The 19,704-nt window shown below is 41.8% G+C and carries 8 protein-coding genes; 6 read left to right on the top strand and 2 right to left on the bottom strand.

Annotated features, from left to right (window positions below):
* Positions 1-580: 580 nt before the first annotated feature.
* The 6 genes from QT327_RS20550 to QT327_RS20525 all read left to right on the top strand — a co-directional run bounded on the left by QT327_RS20550 (position 581) and on the right by QT327_RS20525 (position 14,691).
* Positions 581-1,615: a glycosyl hydrolase gene (locus QT327_RS20550; protein ID WP_130856163.1), complete on the top strand. Its 1,035-nt coding sequence runs from the start codon at positions 581-583 to the stop codon at positions 1,613-1,615.
* A gap of 298 nt (positions 1,616-1,913) precedes the next feature.
* Entirely contained in the window at positions 1,914-6,071 is a 4,158-nt protein-coding gene (locus QT327_RS20545; RefSeq protein ID WP_130856162.1) for a hybrid sensor histidine kinase/response regulator transcription factor, read from the top strand.
* A gap of 245 nt (positions 6,072-6,316) precedes the next feature.
* Entirely contained in the window at positions 6,317-9,457 is a 3,141-nt protein-coding gene (locus QT327_RS20540; RefSeq protein ID WP_149105279.1) for a SusC/RagA family TonB-linked outer membrane protein, read from the top strand.
* An 18-nt stretch (positions 9,458-9,475) separates the two neighbouring features.
* On the top strand, positions 9,476-11,176 hold the full coding sequence (locus QT327_RS20535) for a RagB/SusD family nutrient uptake outer membrane protein (protein ID WP_130856160.1): 1,701 nt from the start codon (positions 9,476-9,478) through the stop codon (positions 11,174-11,176).
* 41 nt (positions 11,177-11,217) lie between these two features.
* Complete coding sequence (locus QT327_RS20530) at positions 11,218-13,611, top strand: glycoside hydrolase family 2 TIM barrel-domain containing protein (RefSeq protein WP_130856159.1); 2,394 nt, start codon at positions 11,218-11,220, stop codon at positions 13,609-13,611.
* A gap of 654 nt (positions 13,612-14,265) precedes the next feature.
* The gene (locus QT327_RS20525; RefSeq protein WP_130856158.1) at positions 14,266-14,691 is read left to right on the top strand and encodes a nuclear transport factor 2 family protein; all 426 of its coding nucleotides are present in this window, start codon (positions 14,266-14,268) and stop codon (positions 14,689-14,691) included.
* 102 nt (positions 14,692-14,793) lie between these two features.
* Here the strand turns inward: QT327_RS20525 and QT327_RS20520 are convergent, their stop codons facing one another.
* Together QT327_RS20520 and QT327_RS20515 are read right to left on the bottom strand one after the other, a co-directional pair.
* Positions 14,794-16,359 carry a SusD/RagB family nutrient-binding outer membrane lipoprotein gene (locus QT327_RS20520; RefSeq protein ID WP_130856157.1) on the bottom strand — a complete coding sequence of 522 codons (1,566 nt, stop codon included), beginning with the start codon at positions 16,357-16,359 and terminating at the stop codon, positions 14,794-14,796.
* 12 nt (positions 16,360-16,371) lie between these two features.
* Positions 16,372-19,470 carry a SusC/RagA family TonB-linked outer membrane protein gene (locus tag QT327_RS20515; RefSeq protein WP_289553900.1) on the bottom strand — a complete coding sequence of 1,033 codons (3,099 nt, stop codon included), beginning with the start codon at positions 19,468-19,470 and terminating at the stop codon, positions 16,372-16,374.
* Between the last annotated feature and the right edge of the window lie 234 nt (positions 19,471-19,704).

The raw sequence follows: 19,704 nt of genomic DNA, 5'->3' as shown, positions 1-19,704 counted from the left end.
TTAGTAGAAGTCTTATTATCTCATAATAGATCCTCGTTTGTTTTTAACCTAATCAAAGCTAACTATAAAACAGCGCATTTATTGCCTTAGGTAAAACATGTGTATTATTTTGTATAAAAATGAGCAAAATTTCTAAGGTTATTAAATTCTCAAATGCAATTAAAATCTACCCTAGTCAGTGTAGTCAGTGCTTTTAGATCGTTTAGGTCAAACTTCCGCCAAGTGTAATTTATCAAATCATTTATCTCGATGTCTTCTTCACTTTCAAAACTTGCGGTTATTATCCATCGATTGTCAATTCTAAGATAAGGAATGTTAAATACATCAGTATATTCAATTTCCCTACATAAGGATATACTCAAGCTTTCTAGACTAAACCTCATACTACTGTTTTAAACTAGGCTAAGTTACAAGTCATAAGTCATTTATTCTTAAAATAATATCAATATACCTGAAAACCATTACAGATAATTTAGCCATCAAAAATATCATTCGACAGCAGAACCGCTGAATCTTTTTTCCACATAGTATCTTAATAACTTAGAAAACAATTAACTTTATGAAAAATTAAAGTCAGATTATGAAAACAAAACACTTATTCTATTATGCTTTAATCGGCATATTTGCTTTCTCTTGTTCAAAAGAGTCATTGAAGAAAGAATTAAATTCAACATCCCTTATCAAAAAAACGGGAGCTATCAATCTTCTTCGAAGTGATTTTATGCTAGGTGTCAATGGACATCCAATTAATCAAACTGCTTACGGCGCTACACCAGCTTATAAGCAAATAGGCCTCCTTAAGAAGCTTGGAATGAGTATCTATCGTATCGACGTACCTTTCTCTCCAACTACAGGCCAAATAACACCACTTAGCTTTTACACAAAAATTAAAAGTTCTGCTGACTCAGCAGGTATCACTTTATTGCCAATGGTTCCCGCTGCCACGCTGGATTTTACAGGCACAGAAACTACAGCTTATCAAAGCGGTTATACCCGTGCTTTTAATTTTGCATCCCTATATAAAAATGATTTCACTTATTATAATTTAGGAAATGAACTGGACAACGCGTGCATAATAAGTGGCTCAGGAAGAAATGTGTCGGATTATGATTCTGTTAAATTTAAGATCATTGCAGCACACTTAAAGGGAATGGATGAGGGTGTAAAAGCAGCCGATCCAACGGCGCAAACGATGGTTGTAGCCGGATGGCTGCATTACAAGTACTTACAAATGCTTGAAAATTACGGAGTTAACTTTAACATTGTTGCTTATCATTGGTATGACAATATGGAAACGCTTGCTGCCGGTTCACCATACTTTATTCCAGACATCACCGAATATCTGGCGGATAAATTCACCAAGCCCATTTGGTTTACGGAAACTGGTTCAAAAAACCCGGGTGGCTCCAAACCCGATAGCGTCCAGCGGAATTTTCTCAACAGTTTCTTAACCAAATGCCAGAACAACCCGCAAATTAAAGCAGCTATTATTTACGAATTGCTAGATGAACCTTATTTCTCAGGCACTGAAGCCCATTATGGATTATATAGATGGATTACGCCCTATTCAGCCTTTGCCCCAAAATTGTGGGCGCAAGAAAACGAAACACCATAAGTAATAGATAGAAACAGTAGCTTTTCTTGATTAATTTTCATCAACAAAACAGGACTTCAGGAAAAAGAATCCTGTTTTGTTCCATAGCAACCACTCTTTTTCAAAGGGATCTTACAATTTACGAAAATTTCCTCTCTGCTGAATTTGCCTCATCCAATATATCACGTTATTCAAATGGGTTCCATCTTTGTTCGCTAGTCGTCTTCAGGGATTTTCGATTTAAGAGAATCAACAAAGCACAATGAATCCAAGTAAATTCTCGTATTTTTACCAGGTAGTAAAATGAATCACTCGCTTTATGCCTATTCTGGTCTATCTGTGGCTCTTGTTTCTTCCCTTAGCGGCATTTGCCTTTAACGACAGTGCGATCTACCGTCATTATAACTATACTTTGCAAAATGGATTGCCGTTTAACAATATACGGGATATTAAGCAGGACAATACCGGCTTTATTTGGATCGCAACAGAGAATGGCTTAAGCCGTTTCGACGGGAAGGTGTTCAAAAACTTCAGCTATGATGTTTCGTCGCCTCAAGGCTTACTGGGTAACTATGTACAAACAATCCTGATTGACAAAGAAGGAATACTTTGGGTTTCTTCCAGAAAAGGTGTCAGCAAATATAATAGCACAACCGAATCTTTCACACACTATCCAATCCTGGCCTCTGTCAAAGGTCAATACAAAATGGACGTAGGTTGTATAAGCAACTCAAACGACAAAAATGTTTTATGGATTTCTGCCAACGGCTTGGGCGTCTATCGCTTTCGCAAAGAATCCGGATCTTTTACAAGATATACCACGCAAAATCTAGAAGGTTTGCGCTCCAACATGGTAACGGCTATATTTGAAGACAGCCAAGGCTTACTATGGATAGGCAGTCAGGATGCGGGGCTACAGGTGTTCACACAACACAACAAAACCCTAAAGCCCTTTTATCCAATCCAGTCTGCCTTAAACCAAAAACCTTTCTGCCGTATACATAACATATTCGAAGATCCCACAGGAAACATTTGGGTGGCAACCGACAGTGGCCTCTTTACTTACCGTCGACATAGTGCGAAGGGGCAATGGATTACTGCCCAAGCTTTAGGTACGCCTCATAACCACTATTTAAGTGTGGCTTGCCATAACAATAAAGAATTTTACTTAGGCATCCTAGACGGCGGGGCTTTCCATATACATTTTGAGGAAAGCACAGATCATAGGATTGTTATCAAGAAAGTTTCACGGGTAGATGAAAATGATTCAAAACCCGATGGCCTACATAGAAGGTCAATTACAAGCTTATTTTTTGATCGAGACGAGAATTTATGGGTAGGTTCATACGGCGATGGGGTATTCCTTATCGCCAAACCCATATATCCATTCTTTAATCTTCATGAAAATCAACTAAATCTCGTCAATAAGGCGGATCAAAATGTTCGTTTTTATGGCTTGCTGGAAGATGTTGCAGGGAATCTGTTTATAGGAACAGACGGTCACGGTATCTTTAAACTGGATTATGAAAACAAGCTACTGAAACACTACAAGAAAGAAAAGAACCAGTCATCATCCCTATCGGATAATGCTATACTGGCTACATTAAAAGATCACAACAACCAACTCTGGTTCGGCACTTATCGTGGTGGCCTTATGCGCTATAATACTCGACAGGACAATTTCACTCATTTTAAAGCGGACCCTACAAAGGAAGGGACGCTTGGCTCGAACGATGTCCGTATTATATTTGAAGATATGCGGCATCAACTCTGGGTAGGCACCAACGGAGGCGGGCTTAACAAACTAAACTACTCTACACAAAAATTCACCACCTTTGTCCCTCAAAATAGCACCATCCCTTCCAATGACATCCGTTCAATCGTTGAAGACAAACACGGGAACCTTATTATTGGCACCTACGGAGCCGGCATCACCTATTTTGAACAGGAAAAAGAACTTTTTCATCCCTTTTTTCCTGAGGGCGGAATCTTTGACAAATTAAAATCGGAGGTTATATACGATCTGGCCATTCTCCATGATGGGCATTTATGGATCGCAACGGAAAGTAACGGGCTATTGGTGTATGATATGGAGAAGAAGCACTTCGTTCATAATTTTCATGAAAGAAACGGCTTGGTAAGCAATACCGTCCTCGCTATTCAGCAAGACAATCAAGGGCATTGTTGGGTAAGTACAATACAGGGCTTATCCAGCATTGACTTAACGTCAAAGGCAATTACTAACTATGGTGCTAACTCCGGCGTGCAAGAGGGGACCTTCAACCCACGGGCAGCAATCTATAGTGAAAAAAGAAATCAACTTTTCTTCGCTGGTACCGGAGGACTAACCTATTTCAACCCAAAAAACGTAAACTATCAGCAACCCCAGAGAAGCATCATTTTGACGGGACTGGATTTACTGGGCAAAGAGATTACTTCTTATCCCAATAGGCTAATAGCTGCGCAAGAGCAATCATTAAATGACAAAAAGAAACTAACGCTTCCATATAACTATTCAACTTTCACGCTACATTATGCTTCACTAACGTATGGACAATCGGGTCAACATCGTTTCGCTTATAAATTGGACGGTTTAGATGAGCGCTGGAACTATGTCGGTAATGAACAGGCAGCTACTTATCGCTATTTGCCTCCCGGAAACTATACGTTTCAGGTAGCACTGGAACAAGGCGGTCAAATCCTTAAGAGCAGCATTAAACAACTACATCTCGAGATCTTACCTCCATGGTATAAAACATGGTGGGCCTATATCATTTATTTTATTTTAGCGGGCGCCATTCTTTATTATTACCGCCGACACCAATTGCAAAAACAGAAGCTTAATTATCAGCTCAAAATCAGCCAGTTGGAACGGACTAAAGAACAAGAAATAAACGCTTTAAAAATAAACTATTACACCCGACTGTCACACGAATTCCGTTCCAGTTTAACGCTCATCCTTCAACCGGTTAAGGAGCTACTAAACAAAAAGGATGCGAATTCAGATCAAGACCCTTCTGTTAAGACCCTCTATGTAAACACCAACCGCCTACTAAGGCTCGCGAATCAAGCACTAACGTTTAGAAAAGACAATCTAACCAAAGAAAATTTGCAAATACAGTCGACAGACTTGGTCAACCTGATTCTGGAAGTATTAAATTGCTTTAATCACCAAGTTAAACAAAAGAATCTGTCAGTCACTTTTCATACGCAATTTGACGAGCTTTTCTTATTGATAGATCGTGAAAAAATCGAAATGGTCCTATTTAACCTGGTATTCAATGCCATTAAATTCACCAAAGAAGGGATATTGGAAATTAAACTTGCCAAGCTCGATCAGATGGCGATTTTACTTAGTATAAAAGACAGTGGCTGTGGTATCGATAAACAAATTGGAGAGAAACTGTTTGAGCCCTTTGCTCATCATGAATCCTTTAATAAAAGCACTTTGGGATCAGGTTTTGGCGTTGGGTTGTGGATGGTTAAATCACTTATCGAACTACATGATGGCCGTATTTACTATGAGAGCGAATTGGGTAAAGGAACCACTTTTTATATGGAACTTCCCATGAAAGCCTCAGCCACGAGCACTAGCAGTGTACAGTTAAACCCCGGTAGTATTTCAACGGTTCTGCAACTGATGGAACAGGAGAACAAACCTCCGCTTCCCATGACCGCCAAAGCGACTTCCTTTTATAAAATATTGATAATTGATGATGATGTGAGCTTAACCAATTACCTCGAAAGCATGTTATCTAACTACTTTGAGGTATATGTGCAACACGAAATATCCGGTGCCTACCGCTTATTAGACGATAATCTACCGGATCTCATTCTTTGTGACATCGTCATGGAAGGGAGTAATGGAATCGAATTTTGCAAAGAGGTAAAAACAGATCCTTCCCGGAGGCATATCCCGATCATTTTGCTAACAGCGTCACATAATACAGAAACCAAATTGGAAGGCATACAGAGTGGCGCGGACGACTATATTACAAAACCTTTTGACATTGATGTATTAATAGCTAAAATACAAGCTATAATAAAAAGTAGAAGCGATTTAAAAGACTATTTTTTTCATCATATTACTGATAATGCCAAATTTCAAAAAATCAGTAGCGAAGACCGGGAGTTGCATGACAAGTGTTTGCTTATCATAGAAAAACACCTTACCGATCCTAGCTTCAATGTACATAAACTTGCCGACGCCTGCGGCTTTACTTATGCTACCCTAGGTAACCGCATTAAAGAGATACATAACCTCAGCCTTAATAGTTTTATCAGAACCGTACGCTTGGATATTGCCGCGCGTCTATTTCTCAGCTCAGAGAATACCATCTACGAAGTAGCCTATCAAGTAGGCATCCGCGATCTCAAGTACTTTAGAGAACAATTTGCAAAGCAGTATGGCATGAACCCCTCCGAGTATATTAAGAAATACAGAAAACCTTTTCACCGCGTTTACCATGCGAAATAGGATTTCACATTGTTCTTAAACACCTTTAAACTTTAAAAAGGCGATTAATAAAAAAAAGCACAGATGATCCAGATAGACCCTGTTAGGGTCACTTTCTTTGATTGTTCTACGAATCCCCCCCCTTTTTTTATTTTACCCCTCACTACCGGACGGGGGATAAACGACATTTGCTCCTCACAACCTAATCGATTATAGCAAGCCTAGCGCATGCTTCATCGGTTTCGTTTATTCTAACCAACAGCATTATGAATTCTATTTACAATCAAACACGAGGATTTGCACGAACATGTTTGGCACTGACTACCTTTTATATCTTTGCCATTCACAGTGTACAGGCCGCTGTTATTCCAACCAAGCTTGGAGTTAAACAGACTAATGTAAAACAACAAGCCATCGTAGGTACAGTGGTAGACGAAAGCGGAAACCCGCTCCCTGGAGTCAGTATCCGCGCAAAAAATGGACAAGGTGGGGGCAGTACCGATATGCAAGGAAAATTTAGCATACAACTCTCACCTACAGAAACGACTTTGGTGATCAGCTATGTAGGTTATCTAACGCAAGAGGTAACCATTGTCCGCAATCAGGCCATGCGTATTGTCTTACAGCCCGATGCTCAAGCACTTAATGAAGTGGTCGTTGTAGGCTATGGAACGCAAAAGCGAGCAACAGTGACTGGATCTATTTCAGAAGTAAAGGGAGCTGATATGGTCAAAAGTCCGCAACCAAACGTATCCAATTCACTTGCCGGGCGGTTTTCAGGATTGGTCGCCACCAATAGAGGTGGAGAACCGGGCTACGATGGCTCCCAAATACGTATTCGTGGTGTATCAACAACCGGCAATACCGATGTGTTGGTAGTGGTAGACGGTGTGCCCGGTCAGGTCGGCGGGTTAGAGCGATTGGACCCTAATGATATCGAGAGTGTAAGCGTACTCAAAGATGCCTCCGCGGCCGTCTACGGAAGCAGAGCCGCTAATGGCGTTATTCTAGTAACCACTAAAAAAGGCAGCAGCGGCAAACCCACGGTCTCTTATAGTTTCAATCAAGGTTTCGCTTCCCCTACCCGATTGCCAAAGATGGCCGATGCGGCCACCTACGCAACGATACGCAACGAAATAAGTTATTATAACAACCCGTCCGGTGGTCTGTTTCAATCCTATTCTGCTGATGAGATTGAGAAATTCAGAAATGGATCCGATCCCGAGAATTATCCGAATACCGACTGGCAACAAGAGGTATTGGCTAATACTGCCTTACAAAGCCAACATAATCTCTCTGTAAATGGAGGATCAGAGAAGGTAAAATATTTTGTCTCGGCCGGAACACTCAAACAAGATGGTATTTTTAAAAACGGAGTAACCAATTTCAAGCAGTATAACTTCCGTTCCAATATCGACTTGGATGTAACCGACCGCTTCAAAGTGGGCATGTCCTTAGCGGGCCGCGAAGAAAAACGTTTGTTTCCCACGACCGGGGCAGGCGATATTTTTCGCAATTTATACCGCGCCTATCCTACCGTATTACCACGTTACGCCAATGGTTTACCAACCACGGGTATAGAGAACAATAACCCGATTATGATGGTAACTGATGCCGGCGGAACGAATCAGAATCCGAAGCAAATTTTTAATGGTATTCTTAGAGCATCTTATCAATTACCGGTTGAAGGCCTTATGCTCGACGGCTTTTTTTCCGTCGATCGCTCTACAGAATCGGGAAAAAACTTTATTGTTCCTTACCTGGTATATAGTTATGATGCAACCACCGGAATCTATCAACCACGCACCGTTGGCGAGTCTAAAGCACAATTACAACAATTTCAAGAAAATACATCCCTAACTACCTCGCATATTAAATTAAATTATGAACGCAGTTTTGGCTCCCATAATATAAAAGCTTTTGCGGCTTATGAGCAAAGTGAACGGACACTGAACCGAATGGAAGCCGGACGCCGTAATTTCCCTTCTTCGCTTACCCCCGAACTATCACAGGGAGGAACTGCGTTGGAAGACCGCACGAATGCAGGATTAAGCTGGCGGGAAAGCCGCAAAAGCGTGATTAGTAGGATCAACTATAATTATGAGGAAAAATACTTAGTAGAAGCCCAACTCCGTGTGGATGGTTCATCCATCTTTCCAAAAGACAGTCGTTATGGTTATTTCCCGGGTATTTCCGCAGGTTGGCGCATTTCACAGGAAGATTGGTTTAAAAACAGAGTCAAATTCATCGATGACTTGAAGTTACGGGCCTCCTATGGTGAGCTGGGCGGTGATAATGTAGGCGCGAATCAATTTGTTAACAACTACATTTTTGGAAATTATTATACCCTTGGCAATAGCATATATCCTGGCATTGATTTAAACAAATTGGCCAACCCGAACATCACTTGGGAGGTTTCCAAAAAAACAGATATCGGCTTTAACGCGCAATTTTTGAAAAACTTCAACATGGAATTTATTTATTTCATGGAGAAGCGCTCTAAAATACTTTTACCTCGTAATGCTTCCATTCCAGGCAGCACCGGTATTGTTAACCCGTTTCCAACCAACGACAACACGCCTCTTGTTCCCTCTGAAAACATAGGTAAAGTTGATAATACCGGGCTAGAAGCCACTTTAGGTTATCAACGAAATGGCACGGTCAATTTTGGCATTGCAGGTAATATCACCTATGTCAAGAGCAACGTAGTTTTTAGAGATGAATCACCCGCAGTTTTACCTCATCAAAGTCAAACCGGTAGGCCACTAAATAGCTATCTTTTGTATCGTAGTGCCGGCATTTTCCGTAGCCAGGAGGAGCTGGACGCCTACCCACATGTTGCGGGAGCAAAGGTGGGTGATTTAATTTTGGAAGATTACAATGGCGATGGTGTCATTACTGCCGATGATATGGTGCAAACCAATTTAGGCAACATTCCACAGTTAACATTCGGTTTAACGCTAAATGCTTCGTACAAGCAGTTTGACCTCTCCGCCGTATTTGCAGGTCAAGGGAGGGTGCGTCAATACATTTTAGCCGAAGCCGGCACCATTGGCAACTACTTTAATACCTGGGCAGAAAATCGGTGGAGCCCGGAAAATCCCAATGGTAGCTATCCACGCGTTGACGAACGAGCTTCTTCCTCCATCAGCGGCGGATTATATAAGAACGATTTTTGGTTGTTCAATACGGCTTTTGTTCGTTTGAAAAATGTAGAATTAGGGTATACGCTGCCGGAAACACTGATAAACAAGATAGGCATCAAATCATTAAGGTTTTTTGCTAGTGGATTTAACCTTTTTACCGTTACGAAACTGAAAGACTTTGACCCTGAAGGTTCAAGCGAGAGCGGCCAATTTTATCCGCAACAGCGCATTATCAACATAGGCGCCAATGTACGTTTCTAACCTTTAAACGCTAAAAACATGAATACCATATATAAAACAAAATTAGTTGCCTTAGCAGCGTTGGTACTAACAACGGCTGCGTGCAAGAAAGATTTCCTCGATGTTACGCCAACAGACAAAGTGTCGGATACAGCTGTTTTAAGTGATTCCGTCTTATTCGAAGCATTTGTCGTCAATCGCTACCTTGGCGTACGGCTTATTGATAAGGAAGCTGAAGGAACGCCTCCTGGCTTTGGAAGAGGTTTTGAGTATGCTATGTGGTCGTCGCTATCGGACGAATCGATTTACAACAATGACGATAACACTTGGTTTATTCAACGCGGACAGCTTTTACCGGAAAATACGGGTATCGCCGGCACTTTCTGGAAACGGAGTTATCGTAGCATCCGTGAATGTAATTACGCCTTAACTCATATTAACGAAGTTCCGATGAGCGAAGCCCACAAGAATTTATTGGTTGCTGAACTGAAATTCATCCGAGCCTTCCGCTACCACGACCTGATCCGCAATTACGGAGGAATCGTTTTGTTGGGTGATAAAGTAGTCGAGTTAACGGATGATTTCAGTGATCCCAGCTTATTTAAAAGGGAAGACCTAGCTACCAGCTTAGCTTATGTTTTATCCCAATTGGATGAGGCTGCTGCCGGACTTCCGGAAAATAATAGTAATAGCTGGCTTCGTGGTCGCGCAACGAGAGGCGCTGCTTTAGCACTTAAATCTCGCTTAACGCTCTATGCGGCCAGTCCGCTTTATAATGTTGGGACTTGGGAAGCGGCGGTTCAAGCAGCCAACGCTGTCATTGCGCTAAATCGCTATACTATCTCACAAAATGGTTACCGCGCACTTTTCCGCAAGACGAGTGATGATAATGAAATCATTTTTGCCCGTTATTATTCTGTTGGAGCTCGACATGTTCCCATGGAAATTGCCAACGGCCCTAATGGTTACGACGGTTGGGGAGGCAATGTACCTTTACAAAATTTAGTAGACGCCTACCGCATGGCTAATGGAAAGTCAATTTCTGACCCTACCTCAGGATATGATCCACAAAATCCTTATATTGGACGTGATCCTCGTTTTTATCAAACTATTTTTTACAACGGAGCCGGTTATCGTGACCGAAATGTTGAGACTTTCCGTCCCGGTGGCCGTGATAGCCAAGACGGCCCGTCTAACTGGAATACCAGTAAAACCGGTTATTACCTACGAAAATTTATCGATGAAGACATGCCGATTAATAACCCTTGGAATATTGCAGGTTTACAACCGTGGATTTATTTTCGCTACGCCGAAATACTCTTAAACTTTGCAGAGGCGGCGAATGAACTTTCCGGACCTGATGCAATACCTGCAGGTGCCCGCTTTTCAGCGCGTGAAGCTTTGAATCAAATCCGTAGCCGGACGGGTGTTGAAATGCCTGCTGTGCCCGCAGGTTTAAGTCAAGAGGCTTTCCGAGAACTTGTGCGTAATGAAAGGCAAATTGAATTAGCCTTTGAAGAACACCGCTTCTATGACGTTCGTCGTTGGAAAATCGCAGAGCAGACAGAAAACGTACCTGCTTATGGTATAGAAATCACCAAAAACGGAAGCACCTTTAATTATACACGTAAAATTGCGCTTGATGGCAGAAGTTTTGCGGCGAAACACTATTGGTTGCCGATCCCTCGGGAGGAAATCCAAGCGTCCAATAACACCTTGCAGCAAAATCCCGGATACTAGCAGAAACGGTAAATTTATATTTAACTAACAAACAGCAGTTCATGAAAGAATTTGTCAGCATACTGATGGCCATAATCTTCGGATTATCGGCTATGGCCCAACAAAAAGTACTTTTTAATGATCAATGGAGGTTCCACTTAGGGGACATTTCGCAGGCCTCTGAAAAATCATTCAACGATCAAAGCTGGCAGCGGGTAGTATTGCCCCATGATTGGACCATCGCCGGCCCTTTTGATAGTCGGTGGGCAAGTGCTACCGGCTACCTTCCAGGTGGCGTCGGTTGGTATCGCAAAACATTTAAGCTATCATCACAAGATGTCAAGGGCAAACACAGTATTTATTTTGACGGTGTCTATAAAAATGCAGAAGTTTGGGTCAATGGTCATTACTTGGGTAAACGTCCCAACGGCTTTATCCCTTTTTTTTATGACCTTAGCCCGTATCTAAAGAGTGGAGAAAATGTACTGGCGTTAAAGGTAGATCACAGTCAATTTGCTGACTCCCGTTGGTATACCGGCTCCGGCATTTACCGTAACGTATATCTTATCAAGCAGCAGCCGCTACATTTTGCCACTTGGGGGATTACGTTTCAAACCCCTACCCTGAACGGCAGGGAAGCAAATGCAACAGTGGATATTGATCTAATCAATGAAGAGGCCTTAACTTCCGATGTGACACTAACGGTTTCTTTGTTAGACAAAAGCGGTAACACCGTCGCTCAAGAAAAACAGCAAGTCCATTTAACCGGCAGTAAAGAACAGCAAACAACCGCCAAATTACATCTTTTAAATCCCAATCGATGGTCGATAGAAAATCCTTATTGCTATACCCTGGCTATAGAACTTACAAAGGCTAATAAAGCCATCGACAGTTATCAAGAGAAAGTGGGATTCCGAACTTTTCGATTCGATGCCAACAAAGGTTTCTTTCTAAACGATCAGAACATGAAACTAAAGGGAGTTTGTATTCATGACGATGCAGGCGCCTTGGGAGTTGCTACTTTTGAGAGTGTTTGGCGCAGAAGACTTAAAACATTAAAAGAAGGTGGAGTAAATGCGATACGTATGAGCCATAATCCACACGCTGACTTCTTTTACACTTTGTGTGATGAACTCGGCCTATTAGTGATGGATGAAGCTTTCGACGAATGGGAATTTGGTAAAAACAAATGGATCTCGGGATGGAATGTAGGCAGCCCCGGAAAAGACGGCTATCATCAGCATTTTAAAGAGTGGTCCCAAACCGATGTCAAAGACATGATTCGAAGAAACCGAAACCGGCCTTCCATTATTATGTGGAGTATCGGTAATGAGGTTGATTATCCCAATGATCCTTATAGTCATGAAATCCTGAGCGGGGGGAACAATCCACAAATTTATGGAAAGGGTTATTTGGCTGACCATCCGCCGGCCAGTCGACTTAGTGTGCTTTCAAAATCACTGGCAGAAGCTGCAAAGAGCGTCGATTCTACTCGCCCCATTACAGCGGCCCTGGCAGGTGTAGTCATGTCAAATACGACAACCTATCCTGAAAACGTAGATATAGTTGGCTATAACTATCAAGAGTATCGCTATGCAGCGGATCACGCTAAATACCCATCACGTGTTATCTATGGCAGTGAAAACGGTATGCAATATAAAGCTTGGCTTGCAGTAGATACAAACGATTATATTTCCGGACAATTTCTATGGACCGGTATTGACTACCTCGGCGAGGCTGGCAAATGGCCTACAAGAAGTAATGGCGCAGGGCTATTAGATCTCGCGGGTTTGCCAAAGCCGGAGTATTATTTCAGACAGAGCTTATGGGCAACAAAACCCATGGTTTACATTGGCACCTCGCCTATTCCCGATGGTGATGATAGCGGTATCTGGAGTCACAAGAAAGCGGATCCCATTTGGGAGCCTACTTATGGTAAACGGCAGAGAGTTACTTCTTTTTCAAACGCTGAAGAAGTAGAACTCTTCCTAAATGGAAAGTCATTAGGAAGAAAAGCAAAACAAGATTCCAACACCGGTTACATCTATTGGGATATCCCCTTTGAGCCTGGTACGTTGGAAGCAAGAGCCTATCTTGATCAAAAACAGGTCGCTACTTACACGCTACGATCTACTACCAAACCGACTCAACTAGCTTGTCGGATTTTGAACGAGAACGAAACTGATAAATTAAAAGAGATATTGGTGCAAGCGGTTGATGAAAATGACAATCCCGTATACATGGCTAATGATGCAATAGAAGTACAAATTGACGGGCCGGGTGAGTTTAAAGGAATGGAAAATGGAAATCATCAAAATCTAACAAGTTATTTATCACTTCGTAATCAGTTGCATCACGGGAAAGTATTAATTTATATTTATAAACAAGAGCCCGATAAAAATGTAGCTGTAACCATTAAATCCGCTTCTTATCCGGCTGTAAAAATGCAGCTCTAACATCGGATTTTTACAGTTGTTTCTTGCATACAGCTTAATAATAAACCCCTATTTTCAGGTAGTACCATTTCATGGATAGCAAACATATTTGCTATCCATGAGCTTTCAGCAATCAGCTTTCGGTTTTCAGCTTTAGATAGTCTGTCTGTCGGTTATAAGTTCTATGTTATAGGTTTTAAGTGATCGGCTATCAGAGGCCAGCTTTCAGTCGCACTACCCCTTCTCATTATCACATTGGCTCATTAACAAGCTGTCAGAAGTCGGCTATCAGCTTTCAGTCGCACTAACCCTTCTCATTATCTCATTGGCACATCGTTTCATTGGCTATTAAGCAATAAGCGCTAAGCTGTAGGTGTTACCGAATACTGCTACTACTGCAACCATTCAACGACTCAACTACTTTCCTACTTACTACTCAATTATTTCAAACATAATACCTCAACTATTTAACGACTCAACTATTCAACTACTTCTTAACGACTCCACCATTTAACGACTCGCCAATTTTCACCGAAAAATCCCTGCTATTTACCGAGTTCTCCGCATAGCTCACCTAATTTCACTCGAGCCGCATGTTCCTTTGCTTTACCTTTGAATCAAAGAACAAAATATAACAGCAAATAATAAAAAATTAACCCTTTAAATCGTAAAGTCATGAGAACCTCCATTAAATCCATCATCGCTGCCATTATAGTTATTACTTCAAGTGCTTTTGCTAATGCTACAACAGATAAAAACTTAAATACAGCAGAAAGCACTATCCATGAATACATAGATGGTATTACCTTAGGCCGTACAGAAAATCTGGAAGAATTATTTACCGAAAACTTTAAACGTAACACCCCGGGTAAAGGTGTTGTTCATAGCCACACCAAAGCACAGGTAATTAATTTTTTAAAACAGAACAAAAATTTAAAACAAAATTGTAAAACCCAATACAATGTAATCGAACAAAGTGCTCAATTTGCGCTTGCGCAGATAGAAATGAAATACCCGGATTTTACAAAAGTTGAATATGTTCAATTATGTCGAGAAGGCAACGGATGGAAGATCAACCAAGTAACTACTACTTATAGATAGGTCGTAAGCCTTTGCAGAAGGTCTGAAAACAGGAAACAAATACGTAAAAAGTAAGCCACGTTTTAAAACCGTGGCTTACTTTTTACGTATATAAGTCTCCTATTATTCCACGTCCCACCACATACGCGAAGTCATTCGATCCCCGTTACGATAACGGGAAACCGCTTCATTATAGTTCGCGGTATTGATCGATGCTTCGCTGGTTGGATACGTAAAACGACGGGGCACCTTGCCATTCGTCACATTATTAAAATAGTTTACTTCTTTTAATATTGGATAGCCTGAACGCCGATAATTTGTCCAAGCCTCGTACTCATCCATAAACGTTGCAATCCAATATTGCGTATTAATTTGTTCCAACGCCTGATTGGCATCAAATGGGTTAGCAGTTAAGTAAGCTGTGGCCTGTGACTCTGTGATGGCCGGTGACGCCCCCAACTGGTTCATCTGCAAGATGGCCGCTTTTACCCCTTCGTCGTAGTAGGTCTTGGCGTCACCCCCTATCCAACCACGATTTGCTGCCTCAGCCAATAACAGTTGCGTTTCTGCATGAGTCAATAGAAAGCTTGGTGCATCCAAACGCGCGTAGGTATAACGATTCACAATCGAATAGTTGTTAAGATTTCCCGGCCAGTTCGGCGCTTTTGAAATATCCGTTTCAGCGCCCAATTCATCATAACCGTTTGGCATACCTAATTGCTTGGAAGCTGTAGTATCTCCCAAATCATAGTTTGCATTCCCGTAAGCCAATTGAGGTGCTTCAGCTACCGTAGCGATATAAATAAGTCGAGGGTCATTGGTGCCTTTTAATTGATTGATAAAAGCCTCGCTCACCCGCGATGCGTTAGCATCTTGATAAACCAATACCTTTCCGTATGCATTGGCCGCATCTGTCGTATTTAACTGATGCTGCATTATGGCATTGTCATCATTACCGGTAAATACACCACCTTCTAATGCTCGGTTTACCCATTGACTACCGGTTTGAGGGTCTACCTTTGACAAACGCAGCCCCAAACGCACCATGAAAGAGTAGGCAAACTTCTTCCATTTATCAACGTTACCGCCGTAAATTAAATCAGCCGTCGATAAAGTATTGGCGGCATTGGCGTCTAGCGCACTTGCTGCCTCGTTCAACTCTTTATATAAATCATGATAGATTGCCTCCTGGGTATCATACTTCGGATAGCCAACACCATCCAAGTAGCCCAGCCCTGCTTCGCTATACGGAATATCACCGTATAAGTCCGTCATCTTTTGAAAGATTGCAACACGCATAATACGAGCGATGTGATAAGCATTAGCTTTTGCAGGATCGTCTTTGAATTTGCTGAGCACCATGGTAATGTCTTTTACAGCATTTGGATAATCACGATCCCAGTGTGCAGCATTATAAGCCGCATCATAGGTATATTTATCACCGTTCCAATAACTTTGTGTAGAAGCGAGGTGCTGCACCATGGTAGCACAATAGATTAAACCGTTTCGCCAAACATTATAATCAGTGCCTGCATGGTACACTTGAGCTGAAGAGAATAATAAATTATAATCCATCCCATTCTCCGGGATTGCATTCGGATCGGTATTGATTGCTTCAAAATCCTTGGTACAGCTCCAAAAGGTAGTCGCTGCCAAAGCCAAGGTCAATATGGACTTAGAATATCTCATTGGATAATATTTTTAGAACTTAACATTAAGATTAAAGCCAAAACTTCTTACAGGGGGATTGGATGTAGCCTCTAGCCCCTGTGCATTTGAATTGTTGTAAGCAGACTCCGGATCGATGTTCGGCGTGTGCTTCAACAAGGTCGCCAGGTTGCGGGTAACCAGTGAGATAGTAGCAGCCTTAAAAGGCATTTTTTGCAAAAAGCTACTCGGCAAGGTATAACCCAACGATAACTCACGCAACTTAATAAAACTTGCATCGTATACAAACTCTTCCGCAATGTTATTATTGATGGCTAAATTTTGATAATAATTTTGTGCCGGTACCGCCACGGTATTCGGACTGCCATCTTCGGTAACCCCGGCTCCAATAACTCCACCTTCACGTCCATTTAGTGTTTCTTTATGCAAACCCGCATTATATAAAAGTAAGTTGGTCGCTGAATACAATTTGGCGCCAAACTTAAAGTCGAATAATGCAGACAAAGAGAAGTTTTTGTATTTGAATTGATTGGAGAAGCCACCGGTTATTTTGTAAACGCCCGAACCTAATGGTACGACACCATCCGTACGTAACGGATTACCGTCCGAACCATAAATAATATTCCCCTGATCATCCCGTCTATAGGCAAAACCCATAATCTGGCCATAACGCATACCAACCACATTACTCACGACCACGCCACTTCCGTAAGCCGCCTCTGACCCCTGGATGGTCAAGGCATTTACACCTTCACCTAAATACTTAATTTCACTATCATTAAAGGCCAAGTTTAAGCTTGTATTCCATGTAAAGTTGTCGTTTTGGACAGGTGTTCCTGAAATCAATCCTTCGATACCCCGATTACGCACCTCACCAATATTCTGAATAGCTGCATTAAAGCCGGAAGCTGTACTCGTACTGATGATGGCAATATCGTCCTTTGTATCTTTTTGATAAACTGCAGCATCAAAGCTTAAACGATTATTGAAAAACTGCATATTTAAACCAGCCTCATATTCACGAATTTGAACGGGCCGCAGATTCGTGTTCGGCACGTTCTCATTCTTTACGTAACCCAATGGCACTCCGTCCTTATCATAAGTTCGTAAAGAAAAATTCAGTAAATTCTGATAAGGAGTTGTTCCATTGGACGATTCAGCATAAGAGGCTCTGAATTTGGCAAAGCTGATTGCTTCCGGTAAATCGAAGGCCTCACTGAATACAAAACTGGTGCTCACTGACGGATAGAAATAGTTGTTGTTACTAGGGTTTAAAGTGGAGAACCAGTCGTTTCTTCCTGTGAAGTTCAAGAATAGAAAATCCTTATAACCAAAGTCTGCCGTACCATAAAAAGAGTTTACTCGAAAACGCTCGTACTCGGGCACATATTTAGTATTCGGTGCATTGATATTATTAATATTATACACATAAGGCACAATAAAAGGTCCCGCGGCACCGCCTAACAGGCCGTAGGCACGGTTAATGTTGTCCTGGTGATTACCGCCTAACGACGCGTTGATACTAAAATTCTCACCGATCTTCTTATTCGCGGTAATCAAAAAGTTGGCGTTCAGTTCGCGGAAGTTACGCTCATATTCTGTCAGCTCGCCTCCATTTGCATAAGCCGTTCCGGTAGGCGTTACCTTTCTAAATTGAAAAACATAACCATCCCTACTCACTTGTCCCTGAATAGATAACCAGTCTAAGATATCATATTTCAGTGTCGCCGCCCCGGTTAAGCGGTTACGATCCGTATTGTTCTGATGTTCGTAGGCTAAAAAATATGGATTGTTGAAGTAGAGGTTTGTTCCAGGAAGCAATTCATTCCCGTCAGCGTTACGATAGGGATTTAGCCATCGAATGTCGTAACCATTTCCTAAATACAAGGTTGAAGCATTAATATTCGTAGAGTTATTAGCTAACAAAGCCCGATTTTTTACCTGTTCAAAGATATAATTCGCAGTAATGGTTAACTCTAGCTTATCAGTAATCTTATAGCTGGTATTCGTGTTAATTCCCTGTTGCTTCATGTTCGAATTGGGAATGTTGGGATTGTTATATAAGTTCGATAAGCCAACGCGGTAACGCACCTTCTCACTACTTCCGGCAATAGCAACTGAGGTTTGGTTATTGATACCGTTTCTATAGAAATTCTTCCAATTATCCGGCCCGGGAGAATAGGTATAAGTATTACCTAATAAATTCACTGCTTCGGAACCATCAAATCGAGGCCCCCAGCTGGAAACAGCTGAGTTAAGCGCGGAAGTTGCCGAAGTAGGTTTTACCCCTTGCGTACCTTGTCCGTATTCGTTTTGAAAATCTCTGAAGTCGATAATATTGTTCAGGGTGAAGTTGTTATTCAGCTCAACAGATAAGACCTCACCCGCCTTCCCACTTTTTGTGGTGATTAAGATAGCACCATTACCGCCACGGTAACCATATAGAGCTGAAGCTGCCGCACCTTTCAATACTTGAATGTCGGCAATGTCATCGGGGTTGATATTCGATAAACCATCACCGAGGTCGAGTCCGCCGTATTGTCCCGCACTGCCTTGATTGGTATTGTCGAACGGCACACCATCAATAACATACAGCGGTTGGTTATTGCCCGTCATCGAAGCATTACCTCGGATCACAACCCGACTGCTACCGGAAGCTCCTGTGGCATTATTCGAGACACTAACCCCGGCAACTTTACCGGTAAGGGCATTACCCAAGTTTACATCACGCGATTGGGTAAACTTATCCCCCTCTACCCGGGTGGTGGAATAACCCAAAGCTTTCGATTCGCGTTTAATCCCCAACGCACTTACGACGACCTCATTCAGCGCATTGGTTTCCGGAGCAAGGGTAACGTTCATTATTGGATTATCACCAACAGCCACCTCCTTTCGAGTATAACCGATATAGGTGAAAACAAGGATTTCTCCTTTTTTCGCTTTGATTTCGTAGACTCCGTTGGGCGAAGTCTGAACGGATTGTTGCTGTCCCTTAACCATGACGGTAACGCCGGGTAATGGGCCTGATTCATCTTTCACCGTTCCTTTAATCGTTTGCTGTGCATACAATTGAGCTGTACTCAGCAAAAAGAAAAATACAGCTCCAAGGAGCATTTTGTAGTACTGAAACATAGTTTAAAAATTACAATATTTAACTTGTAGAGGGACCGATAGCGCAAACCGGTCAAGCTATAACCTAATCCCAATAGAATTAAACGTTTTAGCAACAATTATTTGCCGTACTTGCACTGACTATGCGTTTAAACAGATAAAAAAATTTACGCAGGTGAAAAGGGCTTATATATTCAGGTGATTCATTTAACTGGCCTCCAAATTATCAATTGTTATTCAAACACTTAACCAGTT

This window comes from Olivibacter sp. 47, from assembly GCF_030372825.1.
GTDB lineage: Bacteria > Bacteroidota > Bacteroidia > Sphingobacteriales > Sphingobacteriaceae > Olivibacter > Olivibacter oleidegradans.
The sequence above is the reverse complement of the archived record's forward strand: the minus strand, read 5'-3'. Positions and strand labels throughout refer to the sequence as shown.